Here is a 20,951-nt window from a genome sequence, read left to right on the forward strand (position 1 = left end):
GCCCGTGCGGCTGTCAGCATAGAAAAGAGGCCCCATGACCATCGATGCCGCGCTGGCGGACAAAATCCGCCGAACTCCCAAGGCCGAACTGCACGTGCATATCGAAGGCACGCTCGAACCCGAGCTGATCTTCCGGCTGGCCCAGCGCAACAACGTCAGCCTGGCCTACCCCGACGTGGAGGCGCTGCGCGCCGCCTATGCCTTCAGCGACCTGCAGTCGTTCCTGGACATCTACTACGCCGGCGCCAGCGTGCTGCTGACCGAGGAAGACTTCTTCGACATGACAATGGCCTACGTGCAGCGCGCCGTGGCCGACAACGTCCGCCATGCCGAGATCTTCTTCGACCCGCAGACCCACACCGAGCGCGGCGTGCCGATCGGCACCGTGATCGACGGCATCTCGGACGCGCTGGCGCAGGCGCGCACCGAGTACGATTTTTCGAGCAGCCTGATCCTCTGCTTCCTGCGCCACCTGTCCGAGGAAGACGCGTTCGCCACGCTGGAGGCCGCGCTGCCCTACCGCGACCGCTTTGTCGGCGTGGGACTGGATTCGTCGGAGCGCGGCAACCCGCCCGAGAAGTTCGCGCGGGTGTTTGCCCGCGCCAAGGCGCTGGGCCTGCGCCTGGTGGCCCACGCGGGCGAGGAAGGCCCGGCGCAGTACGTGACCGATGCGCTGGACATCCTCAAGGTGGAGCGGATCGACCACGGCGTGCGGGCCATCGACGACGCGGCGCTGGTTGAACGGCTGGCGCGCGAGCGCGTGGCGCTGACGGTCTGCCCGCTGTCGAACCAGAAGCTCAAGGTGTATCCGGACCTGCGCGACCACTCGCTGAAGCAACTGCTGGACGCCGGCGTGGCCGTGACGCTGCATTCGGACGACCCGGCCTACTTTGGCGGCTACATGAACGCCAACTGGGAAGCCACGTTCGACGCGCTGCCGCTGGACGCCGCCGACGCCCACAAGCTGGCGCGCAACAGTTTTGAAGCGGCCTTCCTGCCGGAGAAGCAGAAGGCCGAATTCCTGGCGGAGGTCGACCATTTCTGGTCGGCGCCGCCGATGTCCCCGCCCGCGGCGGCCCATGTGAGTTCCACGGGCTGACGCGGACGCCTATCCCAGAATGCCGGATGCCGCGCCCGCTGCCTGCCAAGGCACGGGCGGGGCGCCGGCCGCCCCGAGACAAGACGATGACGACTTCCCCCGCCCCCCGCACCAACGGTGCCGTCACCCGCGCCATCCGCGGCCGCATCCTCCATTTCCTGCGCGATCCGCAGTTCCACGAGGACGCTTATCAGTATTGGGAAGACGGCCTGATGGTCGTGACCGCCGGGCGCGTGGCCGCCGTGGGCCCGTACGCCACGCTGGCGCACGAGGTGCCGGCCGGCGCCGAGCTGGTCGACCATCGCGGCAAGCTGATCGTCCCGGGCTTCATCGACACGCACGTGCACTACCCGCAGACCGACATCATCGCGTCGCCGTCGCCGGGGCTGCTGCACTGGCTGGACACCTACACGTTCCCCGAGGAGCGCCGCTTCAGCGACGCCACCTACGCGCGCGGCGTGGCCGACTTCTTCACCGACGAACTGCTGCGCAACGGCACGACCACGGCGATGGTCTGGAGCACCGTGCACGCGCAGTCGGCCGACGCGCTGTTCGCGGCCAGCCAGGCGCGCAACCTGCGGATGATCACCGGCAAGGTGCTGATGGACCGCAACTGTCCCGATTTCCTGCAGGACACGGCCGAATCCGGCGCGCGCGAATCGGCCGACCTGATCTCGAAGTGGCACGGCAAGGACCGGCTGGCCTACGCCATCACGCCGCGCTTCGCGCCCACGTCCACCGAAGCCCAGCTTGCCGCCTGCGGCGAGCTGGCGCGCGCGCATGACGACGTCTTCATCCAGACGCACGTGGCCGAGAACCGCGACGAGGTGAAATGGGTGGCCGAGCTGTTCCCGGACGCCCGCAGCTACCTGGACGTCTACGACCGCTACGGCCTGCTGCGCCCGGGCGCGTTCTACGGCCACGCGATCTACCTGGACCCCGAGGACCGCCGCCGCCTGGCCGACAGCGGCGCGGCCGTGGCCCACTGCCCCACGTCGAACCTGTTCCTGGGCAGCGGGTTCTACGACTTCCACCAGTCCGACGCCAACCGCCTGAACGTGACGCTGGCCACCGACGTGGGCGGCGGCACGTCGTTCTCGATGTTCCGCACGATGAACGCCGCCCACAAGGTGGCGCGCATGGGCGGCTACCACCTGACGGCGCTGCGCATGTTCTACCTGGCCACGCGCGCGGCGGCCGAGGCGCTGGGCTGGCAGGACCGCATCGGCAGTTTCGAGGTGGGCTGCGAGGCCGATTTTGTGGTGCTGGACCCCGATGCCACGCCGCTGATCGCGCGCCGCAGCAGCCGCTCGGAGACGCTGGAAGAGCAACTGTTCGCGTTTGCGATGCTGGGCGACGACCGTGTCATCGACAGCGTGTACGTGATGGGCGAAGCCGCGCAGCCGGTGGCTGCCTGAGCACCCCGCCGGCGTGCCGCCCTGCCGATCAAGCGGCTCCGGCTTCGCATGGGACGCCGAAGCCCCTTTCAGGCCCAATGTCTTGATCGGCATCAACACAATCGTCATCCAAGCCTTATAGCCTGTCGCATTCGTGCGCCCACGCAAACGGGCGCCCCCTGCATTCCGACTCGCTGAAGCCTTGATGACTGCCAGATCCCAGACCCTTTCCCCGACGGACGGCGGCGCGCCGCCCCCCGCCGCCGCCCCGTCCACCGCCTCCCAGCGTCGCCCGCATGCCGGCGACGTGCCACTGCCCGAGCCGATCGCGTTCGAGGCCCCGTTCCCCAACCGCAAGACCATCCGAAGCTGGCTGATCCCGCTGGGACGTCGCAGCACGTCGCGCGCGCTGCTGCTGTTCGCGTTCGACTACGCGCTGTTCTTCGCGGTGCTGGCCGGCGTGGTGCTGCTGTCGGCATGGTGGGCCAAGGTGGGCCTCGGCGTGCTGGCCGGGCTGATCATCGCGCGGCTGTTCATCATCGGCCACGACGCCTGCCACCAGAGCCTGACCGACCACCGTGGACTGAACAAGTGGCTGGGCCGGCTGACCTTCCTGCCGTCGCTGACGCCGTACAGCCTGTGGGAAGTGGGCCACAACGTGGTGCACCACGGCTATACCAACCTCAAGGGCTTTGACTTCGTCTGGGCGCCCTACTCGCTCGACGAATTCCGCGCGCTGCCGCGCCGCCGCCGCGTAATGGAGCGCATCTACCGCAACGGCTTCGGCGCCGGCCTGTACTACCTGATCGAGATCTGGTGGTTCAAGCTGTTCTTCCCGAGCAAGCGCCAGATGGCCACGCGCCGCGCGATCTTCCTGTGGGACTGCACGCTGGTGGCTGCCTTCGGCGCGCTGTGGATCGGCGCGCTGGCATGGCTTGCCGTCGCCACGGGGCAGTCGGTGCTGCTGATGGTCGGCACCGGCTTCGTGCTGCCGTTCCTGGTCTGGAACACGACGGTCGGCTTCGTGCTCTACGTCCACCACACCCATACCAGCGTGGCGTGGTACGACACCAAGGCGATGTGGGCCAAGGCCCAGCCGTTCGTCTCGACGACCGTGCACCTGCGCTTCGGCATGGGCATCGGCGCGGCGCTGCACCACATCATGGAACACACGGCGCACCACGTGGACATGAGCGTGCCGCTGTACCGGCTGAAGCGCGCGCAGGCCCTGCTGGAGCACGCGCTGCCGGGGCGGATCATCATCGAGAAGTTCTCGTGGCGCTGGTACTTCCGTACCGCGCGGCACTGCAAGCTCTACGACTTCAAGGCCCTGTGCTGGACCGATTTCCGCGGTCGCCAGACCAGCGAGAACGCCCCCGTACCTGCCTGAGAACCCTTCTCAATTCGATCGTAGTTCCGCCAGATCGTTGGACATTCGCCGACGGTCTGGCTACAATGCGGGCTCCATTGGGGAGTAGCCGCCCTGATCCCACCGCGCCGCGCAATGCGGCACCCGGAGGACAGGGGCGTACGTCAACAGACTTGACCGCGAAGCGGTTATGGCGTGCGCAGCCTTGGACCTTGTGTCCAGCGCCTGGCGAGACCGATGACCATACCTTTCTGGCCGGGCCGGGAAAGGTGTGTGTCATTGGCATCTCGCAAGATGCGCAGGCGGCCCGGTTTTACACCAATAACAATGGAATCATTCCTCGTCTCCACAGGTATCGTCGCGCTCGCCGAAATGGGCGACAAGACGCAGTTGCTGTCCCTCGTGCTGGCCGCGCGGTATCGCAAACCCCTTCCCATCATCCTCGGCATCCTGATCGCCACGCTGGTCAACCACGGCTTTGCCGGCGCCCTTGGTGGCTGGATCACCCAGGTCCTGGGCGCCAACCTGCTGCGATGGATCCTCGGTCTTGGCTTTATTGCGATGGCCGCGTGGATGCTGATTCCCGACAAGCTCGACGAGGCCGAGGAAGCCAAGCCGGTCAAGGGCGCGCTGGGCATCCTGGGCACTACGATCGTGGCCTTCTTCTTTGCCGAGATGGGCGACAAGACGCAGATCGCCACCGTGGCGCTGGCGGCCCGCTTCCATGGCGAGGTGCTGGCGGTGGTGGCAGGCACGACGTTCGGCATGATGCTGGCCAATGCACCGGCCGTGATGCTGGGCGAGAAGTTCGCGAACCGGATGCCGATCGCCCTGGTCCACAAGATCGCCGCCGCGATCTTCCTGGTGCTGGGACTGCTGGCGCTGTTCAACGTCGGACGCTGATAAAAAAACGGGGCCGAAGCCCCGTTCAAACCCTCGCCGGTCCGGTACAGCCGGCTGCCGACTGCGCAGCCTCCGGACCGTCGATCACCGATGCCCGGTCGTAATCAGTTGGTCGTCTTGGCGCCGCCCTCGAACCACTGGCCCAGCAGCGCGCGTTCGTCGTCCGTGATCTGCGTGACGTTGCCCAGCGGCATCGCCTTCTGCTGCACGGCCTGCTGGTAGATGAGCTGGGCGTGCGACTTGATGTCGTCCACGGTATCGAGCTTGATGCCCTTGGCGGCCGTCGGCATCATCTTCGGCTGCGCGGCATGGCACTGCACGCAGCGCGAGTTCATGATCTCCTGCACCTTGACGAAGCTCACCGCGTTGGCGGCGCCTTCGCCCTGCGCCACCTGCGGGCGCGGCTGCGGCGCGATCAGGAACGCCACCAGCCCCAGGCACGCCACGCCGGCGGCCGGCCACGCGATGTTGATCTTGCCCTTGTGCTTGAGGATGAAGAACTGGCGGATCAGCACGCCGGCCAGCATGACCAGGATCAGCACCACCCAGTTGTTCTTGGCCGCGTAGGTCATGCTGTAGTGGTTCGACAGCATCGCGAACAGCACCGGCAGCGTGAAGTACGTATTGTGCACGCTGCGCTGCTTGCCGCGCTTGCCGTGGATCGGGTCCACAGGCTGGCCGGCCTTCAGCGCCGCCACCACCTTGCGCTGCCCCGGGATGATCCAGAACAGCACGTTCGCGCTCATGATCGTGGCGATCATCGCGCCGGTCAGCAGGAACGCCGCGCGGCCCGAGAAGATATGGCACGCCACGTAGGCGGCCACGCCCACGTAGATCGCCACCAGGATGCCCACCGTCCGGTCGCTCTTGCCGAAGATCCGGCAGATGGCGTCATAGACCACCCAGCCCACGATCAGGTACGACACCGCGAAGCCCACGGCCGCGCCGGGCGACATGTCGTAGACGTTCTTGTCGATCAGGAAGGTGCTGGCGTTGAACAGGTACAGCACCACCAGCAGCGCGAAGCCGCTCATCCACGTGGAGTACGACTCCCAGTAGAACCAGTGCAGGTTCTCGGGCAGCGACTTCGGCGCGGTCAGGTACTTCTGGGGGTTGTAGAACCCGCCGCCGTGCACGGCCCAGAGTTCGCCATCGACGCCCTTGTCCTTGAGCCCGGCGTCCGTGGGGCGCGTCAGGCTGTTGTCGAGCCAGACGAAGTAGAACGACGAGCCGATCCAGGCAATCGCCGTGATGACGTGCAGCCAGCGCAAGAGCAGATTGGCCCAGTCGAGAATGTAGCCTTCCATGACTTGTCTCCTTGTTCCCGTCCGCCTTGTCTCAGCTGCCGCGGTAGGTCGAGTACGACCACGGCGACACCAGCAGCGGCACGTGGTAGTGCGCGGCCGTGTCGGCAATGCCGAAGCGCAGCGTCACCACGTCGAGGAAGGCCGGTTCGGGCAGCTTGACGCCCTGGGCACGGAAGTAGTCACCGGCACCGAAGTCGAGTTCGTAGACGCCCGGTTGCAGGTCGGCGCCTTCCAGCAGCGGCTGGTCGGCACGGCCATCGTGGTTGGTCCGGATCGACTTCAGGGTCTCGCGACGATTGTCGACAATTTTATGCAGGGTAACCGACATGCCGGCACCGGGCGTCCCGGCGGCAGTGTCGAGAACGTGAGTGGTCAAGCGTCCCATCCTGTTCTTCCTTTGGAATGTGGGTTGTGAGGGGCGCCGCTGCCTTCACTAGCACCATTTGTGGGAAATGGTGCCCGCTCGGTACGTGTTTCAACGCATCCCGGCGCTGGATTGGTGCGAGGCGACAATGCGCCTGCCCCATCCGTTAGACAACTCGGTAATTACCCGTAGTTGTCGAAAACCTGGGTCGGTTTTGTTGACAATGGTGCTTGCATATCCAAATAATTGTCAACAATTTTTAGATCGGCGCAGCCAAATGATCGATATCAAAACGCTTGATGTTGGTCTGTGAACGGCTCGCTACGATCGCTGACCATCGCCTCCCCTGCATTGCGAGTGTCCAGGATGTCCAAGAATCTCAAGCTGATCGCCGCCGACGCGCTGCCCGCGTCCCTAGACAACAAGCCCGCCCGCAAGGGGTCGGTGGAAGAGCGCATGTATCACGAGATCTACGACGCGATCATGGAGCACCGCCTGCCGCCGCGCACCAAGCTCACCGAGCATTCGCTGTGCGAGATCTATGCCACCGCGCGACACACCGTGCGCAAGGTGCTGTCCCGGCTGGCCGCCGACGGCATGGTCGACCTGGAGCCCAACCGCGGCGCCTTCATCGCCAGCCCGTCGACCGACGAGGCGCACGACATGTTCGAGCTGCGCCAGATGCTGGAGCGCGCCGTGCTGGAAAAACTGGCCGCCATGCCGAACGTGCGCGCGGTGATCGCGCCGCTGCGCAAGATGGTGGCCGACGAGCGCCAGGCGTTTCTCACGCACGAGCGGCCTACCTGGATCCGCCTGTCCGCCGAATTCCATACCGCGCTGGCCGACCTGTCCGGCAACGCGCTGCTGGTGACGATGATGCGGCGGCTGGTGTCGCGCACCACGCTGATGATCGCCAGCGTGGAGGCCCCCGGCCACAACGCGTGCTCGTTCGACGAGCACGACGACATTCTTGACGCACTGGAACAGGGCGACGCCGCCCTGGCGCAGTCGCGCATGGCGCACCACCTTGGCGCCTGCGCGGACCGCGTGCAGCCGGACGAGCCCGGCAACTTCGATCTTCGCAGCGTGCTGGGCCGCTCCACCTAGCACGGTGTTCCCGCCGCCGGGCAACAGCACACCCCTGTTGCCGATGCAGGCCCACCCGCTGCCCACCGCATCCACGCCCGCCAGAGGCGCGGCAGGCAGCCGGACAAGAACCGCCAACAATCGCCCGTCACAAGAGGCATCGACAAAAGCGGTCACGGGCAAAACCCGGCGCGCGTTCCCATCGAAACCAATCGGAGAGGAGACACACCCATGAATTCCGCAAGCACCACGGTCCCCACGGACCAGACAAACGAGCGGCTGCCCTCCGGGCGGTTGCTGGCGCTGGGCCTGCAGCACGTGCTGGTGATGTATGCCGGTACCGTTGCCGTTCCGCTCATCGTCGGCGGGGCGCTCAAGCTGCCGAAGGACCAGCTCGCGTTCCTGATCAATGCCGACCTGTTCGCGGCCGGCCTGGCCACGCTGATCCAGGCCATCGGCTTCTGGAAGTTCGGCATCCGCATGCCCGTGATGATGGGCGTGACGTTCGCGTCGGTGGCGCCGATGATCGCCATCGGCACCGACCCCAACGTGGGCCTGCTGGGCATCTATGGCGCGGTGATCGCGTCCGGGCTCTTCGGCATCCTGATCGCGCCGATGATGGGGCGCATGCTGGGGCTGTTCCCGCCCGTGGTGACCGGCACCGTGATCACGCTGATCGGGGTGTCGCTGATGCGCGTGGGCATCAACTGGGCCGGCGGCGGCCAGCCCACCACGCGGGCGGTCATCGACGGCGTGGTCAAGGACGTGCCGAACCTGGCCTACGGCGACCTGGGCAACCTGGCCATCGCCGGCCTGACGCTGCTGGTGATCCTGCTGCTGACGCGCTACGGGCGCGGCCTGGTGGCCAACTGCGCGGTGCTGCTGGGCATCATCATCGGCACGTTCGTGGCAATGGCGTTCGGCAAGGTGTCGTTCGAGGGCCTGCACGAAGCCAGCTTCGTGGCCGTCATCACGCCGCTGCACTTCGGCATGCCGACGTTCCAGCTCACCGCGATCCTGTCGATGTGCATCGTGATGCTGATCACGCTGGTCGAGTCCACCGGCATGTTCCTGGCGCTGTCCGACATCACCGGCCGCCGGCTGAGCCCGAAGGACCTGACCGCCGGCCTGCGCGCCGACGGCCTGGGCACGGTCATCGGCGGCGTGTTCAACACGTTCCCGTACACGTCGTTCTCGCAGAACGTGGGGCTGGTCACCGTGACCGGCGTGCGCTCGCGCTACGTGGCGGCCGCCGGCGGCCTGATCCTGATCGCGTTCGGCCTGTTCCCGAAGATGGCCCACGTGGTGGCGTCGGTGCCGCAGTTCGTGCTGGGCGGCGCCGGCATCGTGATGTTCGGCATGGTCGCGGCCACCGGCATCCGCATCCTGGGCAGCTGCGATTTCAACCGCAACCGCCACAACCTGTTCATCGTGGCGATCTCCATCGGCTTCGGCATGATCCCCACGCTGGCGCCCACGCTGTTCCAGTACCTGCCCAAGTGGACCGACCCGTTCACGCACAGCGGCATCGTGCTGGGCACCATCGTGGCCGTGGTGCTGAACCTGTTCTTCAACGGCATGCAGTCGGCCGAGGAAGCCATGCGCAACGCCGCCGCGAACAGCCATGGCACGGAGTAACCCCGCCGACCATTGACCCCTGACAATCGCACGCGACAATCGGGCGCGGACAATCCGCTGCGTTCCGCTCCGCCTGCCGCGTACGTTGCCGCCTGCACCGGGCGGCCTCTGGCACGCGCTTTGCGTCATGCAGCGCGCTCCGGGACCGACCCCTGCAGGCTGCAGATTTCTCTCCTGAAGCAGACACAACAGATGACACACGATAACTATCCACGCGATCTCATCGGCTACGGCGCCCGCCCGCCGCACGCCCGCTGGCCGGGCGGCGCGCGTATCGCGCTGCAGTTCGTGCTCAATTACGAGGAAGGCGGCGAGAACTGCGTGCTGCACGGCGACGCCGCGTCCGAGCAGTTCCTGTCCGAGATCGTCGGTGCCGCGGCCTACCCCGCCCGGCACATGAGCATGGAAGGCATCTACGAATACGGGTCGCGCGCGGGCGTCTGGCGCATCCTGCGCGAGTTCGAGCAGCGCAAGCTGCCGCTGACGATCTTCGGCGTGTCGATGGCACTGCAGCGCCATCCGGAACTGACGCGCGCCTTCGTCGAGCTGGGCCACGAGATCGCCTGCCACGGCTGGCGCTGGATCCACTACCAGGGCATCGACGAGGCCACCGAGCGCGAGCACATGCGCATCGGCATGCAGATCATCAAGGACCTGACCGGCGAGATGCCGCTGGGCTGGTACACCGGCCGCGACAGCCCCAACACGCGCCGGCTGGTGGTGGAGCACGGCGGCCTGCTGTACGACTCGGACTACTACGGCGACGACCTGCCCTTCTGGACCGAGGTGGAAGTCGCCGGCGGCGAGAAGAAGCCCCACCTGGTGGTGCCCTACACGCTGGACTCCAACGACATGCGCTTTGCCACGCCGCAGGGCTTCAACACGGGCGAGCAGTTCTTCCAGTACCTGAAGGATGCGTTCGACGTGCTGTACGCCGAGGGCGACCCCAGCGGGCTGGACCAGCCCAAGATGCTGTCGATCGGCATGCACTGCCGCCTGCTGGGCCGGCCGGGCCGGTTCCGCGCGCTGCAGCGGTTCCTGGACTACGTCCAGTCGCACGACAAGGTCTGGATCACGCGGCGCGTGGACATCGCCCGCCACTGGATCGACACCCACCCGTACCGGAGCCAGGCATGAGCCAGACGCGCTACACGATTACCCAGCTGAACGCGATGCCCGAGCCCGAGTTCGTCAAGGTGCTGGGCGGTATCTACGAACATTCGCCCTGGTTCGCCGACGCCGCGGCGCGGCAGCGTCCGTTCGCCAACACGGCGGAACTGGCCGGCGCGCTGCGCGCCGCGGTGGATGCAGCGGGCCAGGACGCCCAGCTCAAGCTGGTGCGCGCCCACCCGGAGCTGGCGGGCAAGGCGGCCGTGCGCGGCGAGCTGACGGCCGAATCGACGCGGGAGCAGGCCGGCGCCGGGCTGGACCAGTGCACGCCGGAGGAATTCCAGCGCCTGCAGGACCTGAACGCGGCCTACAACCGCAAGTTCGGCTTCCCGTTCATCCTGGCCGTGCGCGGCTACGACCGCCACGGGATCATCGACGCTTTTGCAAGGCGCCTCGACAACGAGCCCCCGGTCGAGTTGCAAACTTGCATCAACCAGATCCACCGCATTGCGCAGTTCCGCCTGAACGACTTAGTATCCGCCTGAAAAAAAATCCACGGCAGTCAAGAGAGAGAAATTCAGGAACGTTCGGCGACCCGCGTCGCCGTCCAACAAAGTCCCGGCCGCGCCGGTCCCCACTGCACCGTCAGACTTCCGTGCGCGGCCAAGGGACAAAGCAGAAGAAGCCCAGTCAAGGGTTCCGGCACACAACGAAAACGTTCTGAGCAGCATCACAACCACGGAGGTCTTACATGACAAAGCAGTACAAGCCGGCCATCAAGCTGGCGGCAATCGCGGCCACCCTCTTCTCCGGCGCGGCCCTGGCCCAGTCCAGCGTCACGCTGTACGGCCAGGCCGACATGTTCGTCGGCGGCATCAAGAGCCCGGGCACGGGCGAGCGCGCCTACGTGGCCAACTCGGGCGGCATGCAGACGTCGTACTGGGGCATCAAGGGTACCGAGGACCTGGGCATGGGCACCAAGGCCATCTTCGACCTGAACGGCTTCTTCCGTACCGATTCGGGCAGCTCGGGCCGCTTCAACGGCGACTCGCTGTTCAGCCGCAACGCCTACGTCGGCCTGCAGAACGACCGCTACGGCGCGCTGAAGCTGGGCCGCAACACCACGCCGTACTTTGTCTCGACGATCCTGTTCAACCCGCTGATCGACTCGTACGTCTTCAGCCCGATGATCTTCCACACGTACTTCGGCACGCCGGGTACGGGCCTCTACGATCCGGGCATCATCGGCGATTCGGGCTGGAACAACTCGATCGTCTACTCCACGCCCACGTTCGGGGGCCTGACCGCCAACCTGATCTACGGCGCGGGCGAGGCGGCGGGCAGCAACAGCAAGAACAAGTGGGGCGGCAACATGACCTACTTCTCGGGCAACCTGGCTGCCACCGTGGCGTTCCAGCAGGTCAAGTTCGACGTGGCGCCGTTCGACCCGCAGAACCCGGCCCTGGCCAACCTGGACAAGCAGTCGGCCGTGCAGGCTGGCCTGTCGTACGACTTCAAGTTCGTGAAGGCCTTCCTGCAGGGCCAGTACATCAAGACGGACTTCACGACCAGCGCCACCGGCGACATCAAGCACATCGACGGCCAGGCCGGCGTCTCGGTGCCGGTGGGCGCGGGCAACGTGCTGGCGTCGTACACATTCGGCCGCGTGCTGAACGAAGTCACCAGCATCAAGCGCAACACGTTCGCGGTGGCCTACGACTACAACCTGTCGAAGCGCACCGACGTCTACGCGGCCTACTTCTACGACAAGGTCACGGGCGTGGAACACGGCGACAGCTTCGGCGTGGGCGTGCGCCACAAGTTCTGACGCCTGCCGCCAGTCTCGGCGCCGTCACAAAAGCCTGCCCGCGCGGCAGGCTTTTTCTTGCGCGCAACCCGGCCCGATCCGCCACAATGCTGCGCCGCAGCGCAAATTCGCGCGACTGCAGCAGGATCGGAAGCCCCCGCTTCATAGGCCGATTCAATTGGCGACCGCCCCCTCTTCTACCTAGATTGGTCTTCCGGACTGTGTGCCGGACCACGTAAACCAGGACGAGTGAGGTGACGCATGCGGCGCTATGTGAAATCCCGATCGGAACTGATGGCCATCCTGAGCCAGTGCCTGGACAACAACCCGGAATGCGGCGAGGTGGAGCTGCACGCCATGCGCGTGCACCAGCCCGACCATACCGGTTGCAACTGGAGCGCTGAGGTCGATTTTCGCCAGGACACCTTCGACGATCTGGCACAGCAGATGGCCGCGGCCCGCTCGATCATCGTGGTGATGCGGGAGCAGTACAACGTGCTGCAATAGCGGCAATGCACCGGCTAGGGCGCACGACCCGTGCGTACTGACCCGCCGACGCGCTGACACCCCGGCAGACGTGCCAGCGCACCGACAAAAAAACCGGGCCGCGAGGATTGCCCCTCGCGGCCCGGTTTCCTTTTGCGACCATCAGACCTGCACGCCGTGCAGATCAGACCCGGCGCGGCCTTAGCGGATCGCGCCCGCCTCGGCCACGGCCACGGCCGTCATGTTGACGATGCGGCGCGTGGTGGCCTGCGGATTCAGGATGTGCACCGGCTTGGCCGCGCCCAGCAGGATCGGGCCCACGGTCACGCCCTGGCCGCCCGTCATCTTGAGCAGGTTGAACGCGATGTTGGCCGCGTCCAGCGTCGGCATGACCAGCAGGTTGGCGCTGCCCACGAGCTTGGTGTTGGGCAGGAAGTGGCGGCGCACGTCCTCGTCCAGCGCGGCGTCGCCCTGCATCTCGCCTTCCACTTCCAGCTCCGGCGCCACGCGCGCCAGGATGGCCGCTGCCTCGCGCATCTTGCGCGCCGACGGACGCGTCGACGAGCCGAACATCGAGTGCGACATCATCGCCAGCTTCGGATGCAGGCCGAAGCGCGCAATCTCCTTGGCGGCAAGCTGCGCGATGGCGGCCAGTTCCTCGGCGCTCGGGTCGTCGTTCACGAACGTGTCGGTGATGAACAGCGTGTGCTTTTCCAGCATCAGCGCGTTCATGGCGGCGAACACCTTGGCGTCCGGCGCCAGGCCGATCACGTCGCGCACGTGCTCCAGATGGGCCTCGAAGCGGCCCACGGTGCCGCACAGCAGCGCGTCGGCATCGCCCATGTGCATCAGCATCGTGCCGATCAGCGTGTTCGAGCGGCGCAGCGCCACCTTGGCCATGTCCGGCGTCACGCCGTCGCGGCCGCGCAGCGCGTGGTATTCCTCGTGATAGGCGCGGTAGCGCGGATCGTCTTCCGGATTGATCAGCTCGAAGTCGACACCGGGACGCAGGCGCAGGCCGGCCTTCTCGATGCGCATCTGGATCACGTGCGGGCGGCCGATCAGGATCGGACGCGCCAGGCCCTCGTCCACCACGCCCTGCACGGCGCGCAGCACGCGCTCTTCCTCGCCCTCGGCATAGGCCACGCGCTTGGGCGCGGCCTTGGCGGCCGAGAACACCGGCTTCATGATCAGGCCGGTGTGGTAGACGTAGCTCGACAGTTGCTGGCGGTAGGCTTCCAGGTCCTTGATCGGACGCGTGGCCACGCCGGACTCCTCGGCGGCCTTGGCCACGGCCGGCGCGATCTTCTCGATCAGGCGCTGGTCGAACGGCGTCGGGATGATGTAGTCGGGCCCGAACTTCAGCTCGCGGCCACCGTAGGCGGCGGCCACGGCATCGTTCAGCTCGGCCTCGGCCAGCTCGGCGATGGCCTTCACGCATGCCAGCTTCATTTCCTCGGTGATCTTCGTCGCGCCGCAATCGAGCGCGCCACGGAAGATGTACGGGAAGCACAGCACGTTGTTCACCTGGTTCGGATAGTCCGAACGGCCGGTGGCGATGATGCAGTCCGGGCGCGCGGCCTTGGCCACTTCCGGGCGGATTTCCGGCTCCGGGTTGGCCAGCGCCAGGATGATCGGCCGGTCGGCCATGGTCTTCACCATGTCGCCGGTCAGCACGCCTGCCGTGGAGCAGCCCAGGAATACGTCGGCGCCCTTGACGATATCGGCCAGCGTGCGGTCCGACGTGTCCTGCGCGTAGCGGGCCTTGTTGGCTTCCATATTGGCGTCGCGGCCCTGGAAGATCACGCCCTTCGAATCGACCACGTAGACGTTCTCGCGCTTCACGCCCAGGCTGACCATGGTGTCCAGGCAGGCAATGGCGGCGGCGCCGGCGCCCGAGACGGCCAGCTTGACCTTGCCGATTTCCTTGCCCACGACCTTCAGGCCGTTCAGCAGCGCGGCGGCCGAGATGATCGCCGTGCCGTGCTGGTCATCGTGGAAGACCGGAATGTTCATGCGCTCGCGCAGTTGCTTCTCGATGTAGAAGCACTCGGGCGCCTTGATGTCCTCCAGGTTCACGCCACCCAGCGTGGGCTCCAGCGCGGCCACGATCTCGACGATCTTGTCCGGGTCGCGGGCATCCAGCTCGATGTCGAACACGTCGATGCCGGCAAACTTCTTGAACAGGCAGCCCTTGCCTTCCATCACCGGCTTGCCGGCCAGCGGGCCGATGTCGCCCAGGCCCAGCACGGCGGTACCGTTGGTGATGACCGCCACGAGGTTGCCGCGCGAGGTGTACTCGGCGGCCATCGACGGGTCCTTGTGGATTTCCTCGCAGGCATACGCCACGCCCGGCGAATAGGCCAGCGACAGGTCGCGCTGGTTGGACAGCGCCTTCGTGGCCGTTACCTGGATCTTCCCCTTGGTCGGGCTGCGGTGGTATTCCAGCGCGGCCAGGCGCAGTTGCGCTTCGGGGCTGTTGGGGGCGTGTTGCGGTGCATCACCGCTGGTCTTGCTGCTCATTCTGCTTGTCCGGAAGAGAAGGCCAAAAAAATCGAGCAGCCATTCTAGCCCAGCCATTCCGCGCTGGCGGGGCTTTGCAGCGGTCCGGCGCGTGTTTTTGCCGTGCGGCGTTGAAAAACACCTTTTACCGCACGGCAGGGTTCAGGTACGTCTCACCGGTGGACCAAACCGGTGGACGAATGTCGACGAATGCATGCGGGCCGAATGCTGCGGCGCGCCCGCGCCGACTGCCTTGCCTGCCGGCTTATTTCGCCTCCTTCTCGACCTCCAGCGTCACGCGCCGCGGGCGGCCGCTGTCCCCCGGAAAGCCGGCAAACGCGCTGCGGATCATGTATGGCATCACGGCGGTCAGGTTGCCGCCCTCGGTGGTGTTGCGGGCCGTCACCTGGTACACGCGCTTGCCGCTGGCGGCGTCCTTGAAGAACACGCGCAGGTTCGAGAATGTCACCGGCACGTCGCGCACCACGGTCTGCGGCGGCCAGTAGCCAGGCCCCCAACCGTAAGGGCCCCATGGACGGTAGTAGCCATACGGGCCCCAGTAGGGACCCCACGGGCCGTACCACGGGTCGGGATAGACCGTCTCGGCCACGCGGACAAAGCCGGGCGCGGCGTCATAGTCCATCGTCACCAGGTAGCGCGCCTGCCGGGCCGGCACCTGTTCGAAGCCGATGCCGCCCAGCGTCTGCGCCAGCCACGCTTCGTAGGTCTGCCGATCGAGCTGGCCTTCCTGCTGCGGGGTGCGCTCGAAGGCGTAGGTATGCGGCGGGTCGTTGTTCCAGCCGGCATCGCGGAACGCCGTCACCTCGGTGGTGACGGTGCTGGCGCAGCCCGACAGCCACAAGGCGCCCAGCGCCACCAGCAACCCCATCCCGCCCCGTCTTCCCATGCTTGCCACGGCTTGCCACATCGCGATACCTCTTCTTATTGGTCCGGTCACGTTTCCTGAGACAGGGACGGACGCGCCAAATTCCCTGGGCCGCTGCCGGCCCGACGCAGGCCGCAGGCCCCTTGGCTACAATGGGGGCTTCAGGGCCCGGCTCCGGCCGCCACGGCCCGCCGCCCCCGGTCACCCGACGACAGGATCTCCCCATGCTGCGTACCGACACGCCCGTTACCGTCTATCGCAAGGACTATACTCCGCCCGCGTTTGCCATCGACCACGTCGACCTCGTGCTCGACCTCGATCCGCAGCGCACCATCGTCACCAGCACGCTGAAGCTGCAGCGCACCGGCGCCGCCGACGCGCCGCTGACACTGGCGGGCGAGGCGCTGGAACTGCTGGGCGTGCGGCTCGACGGGCAGCCGTTCACGGCCTACCGCGCCGACGCCGGCACGCTGACGCTGACCGGCCTGCCCGCGCAGGGCACGCTGGAGATCACCGTCGCCATCGACCCGTCGGCCAATACCACGCTGTCCGGCCTGTACGTCTCCAACGGCAACTTCTTCACCCAGTGCGAGGCCGAGGGCTTTCGTCGCATCACGTACTTCCTGGATCGCCCGGACGTGATGACCACCTACCGCGTGACGCTGCGCGCCGACCGCGCGGCTTACCCGGTGCTGCTGTCCAACGGCAACCTGCTGTCGCAGCGCGACTTGCCCGACGGCCGCCACGAGGCGGTGTGGGAAGACCCGTTCCGCAAGCCGTCGTACCTGTTCGCGCTGGTGGCGGGCAAGCTGGAGCGGATCGAGGAGACGATCGTCTCGGCCTCGGGCAAGGAAAAGCTGCTGCAGGTCTGGGTGGAGCCGCAGGACCTGGACAAGACCCGCCACGCGATGGATTCGCTGATCCACTCGATCCGCTGGGACGAGCGTCGCTTCGGGCTGGAGCTGGACCTGGACCGCTTCATGATCGTCGCCGTGGGCGACTTCAACATGGGCGCGATGGAGAACAAGGGCCTCAACATCTTCAATACCAAGTACGTGCTGGCCAACGCGCAGACGGCCACCGACGTCGACTTTGCCAATATCGAGTCGGTCGTGGCGCACGAGTACTTCCACAACTGGACCGGCAACCGCGTGACCTGCCGCGACTGGTTCCAGTTGTCGCTCAAGGAGGGCCTGACCGTCTTCCGCGACCAGGAGTTCTCGGCCGACATGATGGGGTCCGAATCGGGCCGCGCCGTCAAGCGCATCGAGGACGTCCGCGTGCTGCGCCAGGTGCAGTTTCCCGAGGACGCCGGCCCGATGGCCCACCCGGTGCGCCCGGACAGCTACGAGGAAATCAACAACTTCTACACGGTCACGGTCTACGAGAAAGGCGCCGAGGTGGTGCGGATGTACCAGACCCTGCTGGGCCGCGACGGCTTCCGCAAGGGCATGGACCTGTACTTCCAGCGCCACGACGGCCAGGCCGTGACCTGCGACGACTTCCGCGCGGCCATGGCCGACGCCAACGGCCGCGACCTGAAGCAGTTCGGCCTGTGGTACAGCCAGGCCGGCACGCCGGTGGTGATGGCCCGGACCCAGTGGGATGCCGCCGCCGGCGCGCTCACGCTGACGCTGACGCAGCGCTGCCCGAAGGTCGGCATCGAGACCCGCGCCGGCAGCCCGGACAAGCAGCCGTTCCACATCCCGTTCGCGCTGGGCCTGATCGACGCCGAGGGCAACGACCTGCCGCTGCAGCTCGACGGCGAGCCGCAGCCGGCCGGCACCACGCGCGTGCTCGATCTCACGCAGGCCGAGCAGACCTTCCGCTTCGTCGGCCTGCCCAAGGGCGGCCGCGCGCCGCTGCCGTCGCTGCTGCGCAATTTCTCGGCGCCGGTCATCGTCGACTACGAATACAGCGATGCCGAGCTGACGTTCCTGCTGGCCCACGACAGCGACGCCTTCAACCGCTGGGAAGCCGGCCAGCGGCTGGCCACGCGCGCGCTGCTGCAACTGGTGGCCGACGTCCAGGCCCGGCGCGAACTGAAGCTCGACACCGGGCTGGTGGCCGCCTTCCGCACCGTGCTGACCGATGGCACGCTGAATCCGGCCTTCCGCGAACAGGCGCTGATGCTGCCGGCCGAGGCGTACCTGGCCGAGCGCATGGGCGTGGCCGACCCGGCCGCCATCCACCGCGCCCGGCTGTTCCTGCGCGAGGGCCTGGCCCGCGCGCTCAAGGCCGAATGGCTGGCCGCCTATCACGCCAACGCCACGCCTGGCACCTACAGCCCCGACGCCGAATCCATGGCCAGGCGCGCGCTGCGCAACCTGGCGCTGGGCTACCTGGCCGACACCGGCGACGCCGACATGCAGGCGCTGGCCGACCAGCACTACCAGCAGAGCGACAACATGACGGACCGCTTCGCGGCGCTGTCGGCGCTGGTCAACAGCTTCGCGCCGGGCCGCGAGCACGCGCTGGCGGACTTCTACAGCCGCTTCGAGGGCGACGCGCTGGTGATCGACAAGTGGTTCTCGCTCCAGGGCATGCAGCGTGGCGACGTGGGCCCGCACGCCGGCAAGCGCACCATCGACACCGTGCGCGCGCTGATGGCGCACCCGGCGTTCAACCTGCGCAACCCGAACCGCGCCCGCTCGCTGATCTTCAGCTTCTGCTCGGGCAACCCGGCCCAGTTCCATGCCGAGGACGGCTCCGGCTACGCGTTCTGGGCCGAGCAGGTGCTGGCGCTGGACGCGATCAACCCGCAGGTGGCCGCGCGGCTGGCCCGGGTGATGGACCGCTGGCAGAAGTACGAGATCCCGCTGCGCGACCGCATGCGCGCGGCGCTGGAGCAGGTGGCGGCCGCGCCCACGCTGTCACGCGACGTGCGCGAGATCGTCGGCAAGGCGCTGGCGAGCTGACCGTTCCCCCTTCGGTGCGCCGCCGCACCAGGACATGGGCCGATTAAGGCGCGCGGCAGGCCAAAACGGCCTGTCCGCAGCGCTGGCCCTGTAGAATGGCGGCCATCCAAGGAGAACCCACCATGACACGCATCAGCCTCACCCGCTATCTGGTCGAGGAGCAGCGCAAGCACAACACGATCCAGCCCGAGCTACGGCTGCTGATCGAGGTGGTTGCCCGCGCCTGCAAGGCCATTTCCAACGCCGTCAGCAAGGGCGCCCTCGCGGGCGTGCTGGGGTCGGCCGGCACCGGCAACGTCCAGGGCGAGACCCAGCAGAAGCTCGACGTGATCGCCAACGAGGTGCTGCTGGACGCCAACGAATGGGGCGGCCACCTGGCGGCCATGGCGTCCGAGGAAATGGACTCGTTCTACGAGATCCCGAACCGCTACCCGAAGGGCGAGTACCTGCTGCTGTTCGATCCGCTGGACGGCTCGTCGAACATCGACGTTAACGTGTCGATCGGCACGATCTTCTCGGTGCTGCACATGCACAAGCCGGGCGAAACCGTGACCGAGAGCGATTTCCTGCAGCCCGGCACGCACCAGGTGGCCGCCGGCTACGCGGTGTACGGCCCGCAGACCACGCTGGTGCTGACCGTGGGCAATGGCGTGCACATGTTCACGCTGGACCGCGAGGCCGGCAGCTTCGTGCTGACGCAGTCGGACGTGAAGATCCCGGAGGACACCAAGGAATTCGCGATCAACATGTCCAACATGCGCCACTGGGCCCCGCCGGTGCGCCAGTACATCGACGAATGCCTGGCGGGCGAAGACGGCCCGCGCGGCAAGAACTTCAACATGCGCTGGATTGCGTCGATGGTGGCGGACGTGCACCGCATCCTCACGCGCGGCGGCATCTTCATGTACCCGTGGGACAAGCGCGAGCCCGAGAAGCCGGGCAAGCTGCGCCTGATGTACGAAGCCAACCCGATGGCGTTCCTGGTCGAGCAGGCCGGCGGCGCGGCCACCAATGGCCAGGAGCGCATCCTGGACGTGACGCCGACCAAGCTGCACCAGCGCGTATCGGTGATCCTGGGCTCGAAGAACGAGGTGGACCGCGTGACGCGCTACCACCGCGAGGCCGACAAGGGCTGACTGGCGGCCATCCCGGCAGCACGACACAGGGCGCTTCGGCGCCCTGTTTTCATTGGCGGCTCAGGCCCGTCAGGCGGCCAGCAGCCACTGCATCCGCCAGCGCGCGGTGTCACCCGGCGCCAGCGTGCGCAACCCCGTGCCTTCCCAGCCGCGCGCCGCCAGGTTGACGGCATCGGCCACGTGCGACACCGGCTCCAGGCAGAAGAACGCGCAGCCGGCCGGCGCGTGCAGCACCAGGTGGTCCAGCCCCTCGCCGGCGCGGATCGTCAGCGTGGCGCCGTCCGGCCGCTTGACCGTCGCCGTACGCTTCCAGCCGCCGTAGTAACGGCTGAAATCGCCCTCGGGCAGGTCGCGCTCGCGCAGAAAGCGCTCGCCATCGGCCACGGCCGTGCGCCCCGTGGCCACGCCGCCCGCATCGGCCGGCCAGACGTACGCGGCATCGAACTGCACGCGCAGCCCCGGCACGCGCGCCAGGAACGGATGGAAGCCGCCGCCCACGGGCATGTCGGTGTCGCCATCGTTGCGGATGGCCAGCTCGGCGTCGAGCCCCGTGGCCGACAGCCGCAGCGTCTGCCACGCCGTGAGCGCCCACGGCCAGCCACCATCGCGCCCGGCATGGGCCAGCGTCATGACGAGCTGGTCGGCGCCGGCTTCAGCCACGGTCCACGGCCGCGCGTGGCCAAGGCCGTGCATCGCATGGGCCTGCCCCGGATGGGCCGGCACCACGATGTCGCGCCCCTGCCAGCGAAAGCGCCCCTCGCGGATCCGGTTCGAGAACGGCAGCAGCGGATAGCTGCCCGCCTTGGGCCACTGATGCGCGTCGAACCCCTGCGTGGCATCGAGCGGCGCCAGCCAGTCGATCACCGTGCCATCGGCCCGGGCCGTACGCAGGGTGGCCATGCGGCCGCCGAGGGACGGGGCGATGGTGAGGGTGTGGGGGGCG

The 20,951-nt window shown here is 67.2% G+C and carries 17 protein-coding genes and 1 riboswitch; of the genes, 12 read left to right on the forward strand and 5 right to left on the reverse strand.

Annotated elements, in window-relative coordinates; all coding sequences use genetic code 11:
- Positions 1-34 precede the first annotated feature (34 nt).
- The 4 genes from EHF44_RS17925 to EHF44_RS17940 all read left to right on the forward strand — a co-directional run bounded on the left by EHF44_RS17925 (position 35) and on the right by EHF44_RS17940 (position 4,768).
- Positions 35-1,099: an adenosine deaminase gene (locus EHF44_RS17925; protein ID WP_124684902.1), complete on the forward strand. Its 1,065-nt coding sequence runs from the start codon at positions 35-37 to the stop codon at positions 1,097-1,099.
- Between the two features lie 86 nt (positions 1,100-1,185).
- A complete protein-coding gene (gene guaD, locus EHF44_RS17930) occupies positions 1,186-2,517 on the forward strand; it encodes a guanine deaminase (protein WP_124684903.1) in 1,332 nt (443 codons plus the stop codon).
- Positions 2,518-2,701: 184 nt separating this feature from the next.
- A complete protein-coding gene (locus EHF44_RS17935; RefSeq protein ID WP_124684904.1) occupies positions 2,702-3,886 on the forward strand; it encodes a fatty acid desaturase in 1,185 nt (394 codons plus the stop codon).
- Positions 3,887-3,961: 75 nt separating this feature from the next.
- Positions 3,962-4,136, forward strand: a riboswitch (yybP-ykoY riboswitch).
- A 56-nt stretch (positions 4,137-4,192) separates the two neighbouring features.
- A complete protein-coding gene (locus EHF44_RS17940) occupies positions 4,193-4,768 on the forward strand; it encodes a TMEM165/GDT1 family protein (RefSeq protein ID WP_124684905.1) in 576 nt (191 codons plus the stop codon).
- A gap of 104 nt (positions 4,769-4,872) precedes the next feature.
- Here EHF44_RS17940 and EHF44_RS17945 read toward each other — a convergent pair whose 3' ends face one another.
- On the reverse strand, positions 4,873-6,075 hold the full coding sequence (locus EHF44_RS17945; RefSeq protein ID WP_124684906.1) for a urate hydroxylase PuuD: 1,203 nt from the start codon (positions 6,073-6,075) through the stop codon (positions 4,873-4,875).
- 31 nt (positions 6,076-6,106) lie between these two features.
- The gene (uraH, locus tag EHF44_RS17950; RefSeq protein WP_124684907.1) at positions 6,107-6,460 is read right to left on the reverse strand and encodes a hydroxyisourate hydrolase; all 354 of its coding nucleotides are present in this window, start codon (positions 6,458-6,460) and stop codon (positions 6,107-6,109) included.
- 345 nt (positions 6,461-6,805) lie between these two features.
- Between uraH and EHF44_RS17955 the strand changes: the two genes are divergently transcribed.
- From EHF44_RS17955 to EHF44_RS17980, 6 genes are all read left to right on the forward strand, one after another.
- Positions 6,806-7,546 (forward strand): GntR family transcriptional regulator, encoded by a 741-nt coding sequence (locus tag EHF44_RS17955; RefSeq protein ID WP_124684908.1) that lies wholly within the window; start codon positions 6,806-6,808, stop codon positions 7,544-7,546.
- 210 nt (positions 7,547-7,756) lie between these two features.
- Entirely contained in the window at positions 7,757-9,163 is a 1,407-nt protein-coding gene (locus EHF44_RS17960; RefSeq protein ID WP_124684909.1) for a nucleobase:cation symporter-2 family protein, read from the forward strand.
- A 192-nt stretch (positions 9,164-9,355) separates the two neighbouring features.
- Positions 9,356-10,300 carry an allantoinase PuuE gene (gene puuE, locus EHF44_RS17965; protein ID WP_124684910.1) on the forward strand — a complete coding sequence of 315 codons (945 nt, stop codon included), beginning with the start codon at positions 9,356-9,358 and terminating at the stop codon, positions 10,298-10,300.
- Positions 10,297-10,818 carry a 2-oxo-4-hydroxy-4-carboxy-5-ureidoimidazoline decarboxylase gene (gene uraD / locus EHF44_RS17970; protein WP_124684911.1) on the forward strand — a complete coding sequence of 174 codons (522 nt, stop codon included), beginning with the start codon at positions 10,297-10,299 and terminating at the stop codon, positions 10,816-10,818. Before puuE ends, uraD begins: the two co-directional genes overlap by 4 nt.
- A gap of 206 nt (positions 10,819-11,024) precedes the next feature.
- Positions 11,025-12,101 carry a porin gene (locus tag EHF44_RS17975; protein WP_124684912.1) on the forward strand — a complete coding sequence of 359 codons (1,077 nt, stop codon included), beginning with the start codon at positions 11,025-11,027 and terminating at the stop codon, positions 12,099-12,101.
- A 240-nt stretch (positions 12,102-12,341) separates the two neighbouring features.
- Complete coding sequence (locus EHF44_RS17980; protein WP_019448091.1) at positions 12,342-12,587, forward strand: hypothetical protein; 246 nt, start codon at positions 12,342-12,344, stop codon at positions 12,585-12,587.
- Between the two features lie 180 nt (positions 12,588-12,767).
- Here EHF44_RS17980 and EHF44_RS17985 read toward each other — a convergent pair whose 3' ends face one another.
- Both EHF44_RS17985 and EHF44_RS17990 read right to left on the reverse strand, forming a co-directional pair.
- Positions 12,768-15,089 carry an NADP-dependent malic enzyme gene (locus EHF44_RS17985; protein WP_124684913.1) on the reverse strand — a complete coding sequence of 774 codons (2,322 nt, stop codon included), beginning with the start codon at positions 15,087-15,089 and terminating at the stop codon, positions 12,768-12,770.
- Positions 15,090-15,333: 244 nt separating this feature from the next.
- Positions 15,334-15,975, reverse strand: a complete 642-nt coding sequence (locus tag EHF44_RS17990; RefSeq protein WP_253699924.1) for a DUF4136 domain-containing protein — start codon at positions 15,973-15,975, stop codon at positions 15,334-15,336.
- 203 nt (positions 15,976-16,178) lie between these two features.
- Here EHF44_RS17990 and pepN point away from each other — a divergent pair, with 203 nt between their 5' ends.
- Together pepN and EHF44_RS18000 are read left to right on the forward strand one after the other, a co-directional pair.
- Entirely contained in the window at positions 16,179-18,872 is a 2,694-nt protein-coding gene (gene pepN, locus EHF44_RS17995) for an aminopeptidase N (RefSeq protein WP_124684914.1), read from the forward strand.
- A 122-nt stretch (positions 18,873-18,994) separates the two neighbouring features.
- Positions 18,995-20,008, forward strand: coding sequence for a class 1 fructose-bisphosphatase (locus EHF44_RS18000; RefSeq protein ID WP_124684915.1), 1,014 nt, complete (start codon positions 18,995-18,997; stop codon positions 20,006-20,008).
- A 69-nt stretch (positions 20,009-20,077) separates the two neighbouring features.
- Here the strand turns inward: EHF44_RS18000 and EHF44_RS18005 are convergent, their stop codons facing one another.
- On the reverse strand, positions 20,078-20,908 hold the full coding sequence (locus EHF44_RS18005) for an aldose 1-epimerase (protein ID WP_367613702.1): 831 nt from the start codon (positions 20,906-20,908) through the stop codon (positions 20,078-20,080).
- Positions 20,909-20,951 lie beyond the last annotated feature (43 nt).

The organism is Cupriavidus pauculus, assembly GCF_003854935.1.
In the GTDB taxonomy this organism is placed as follows: Bacteria; Pseudomonadota; Gammaproteobacteria; order Burkholderiales; family Burkholderiaceae; genus Cupriavidus; species Cupriavidus pauculus_C.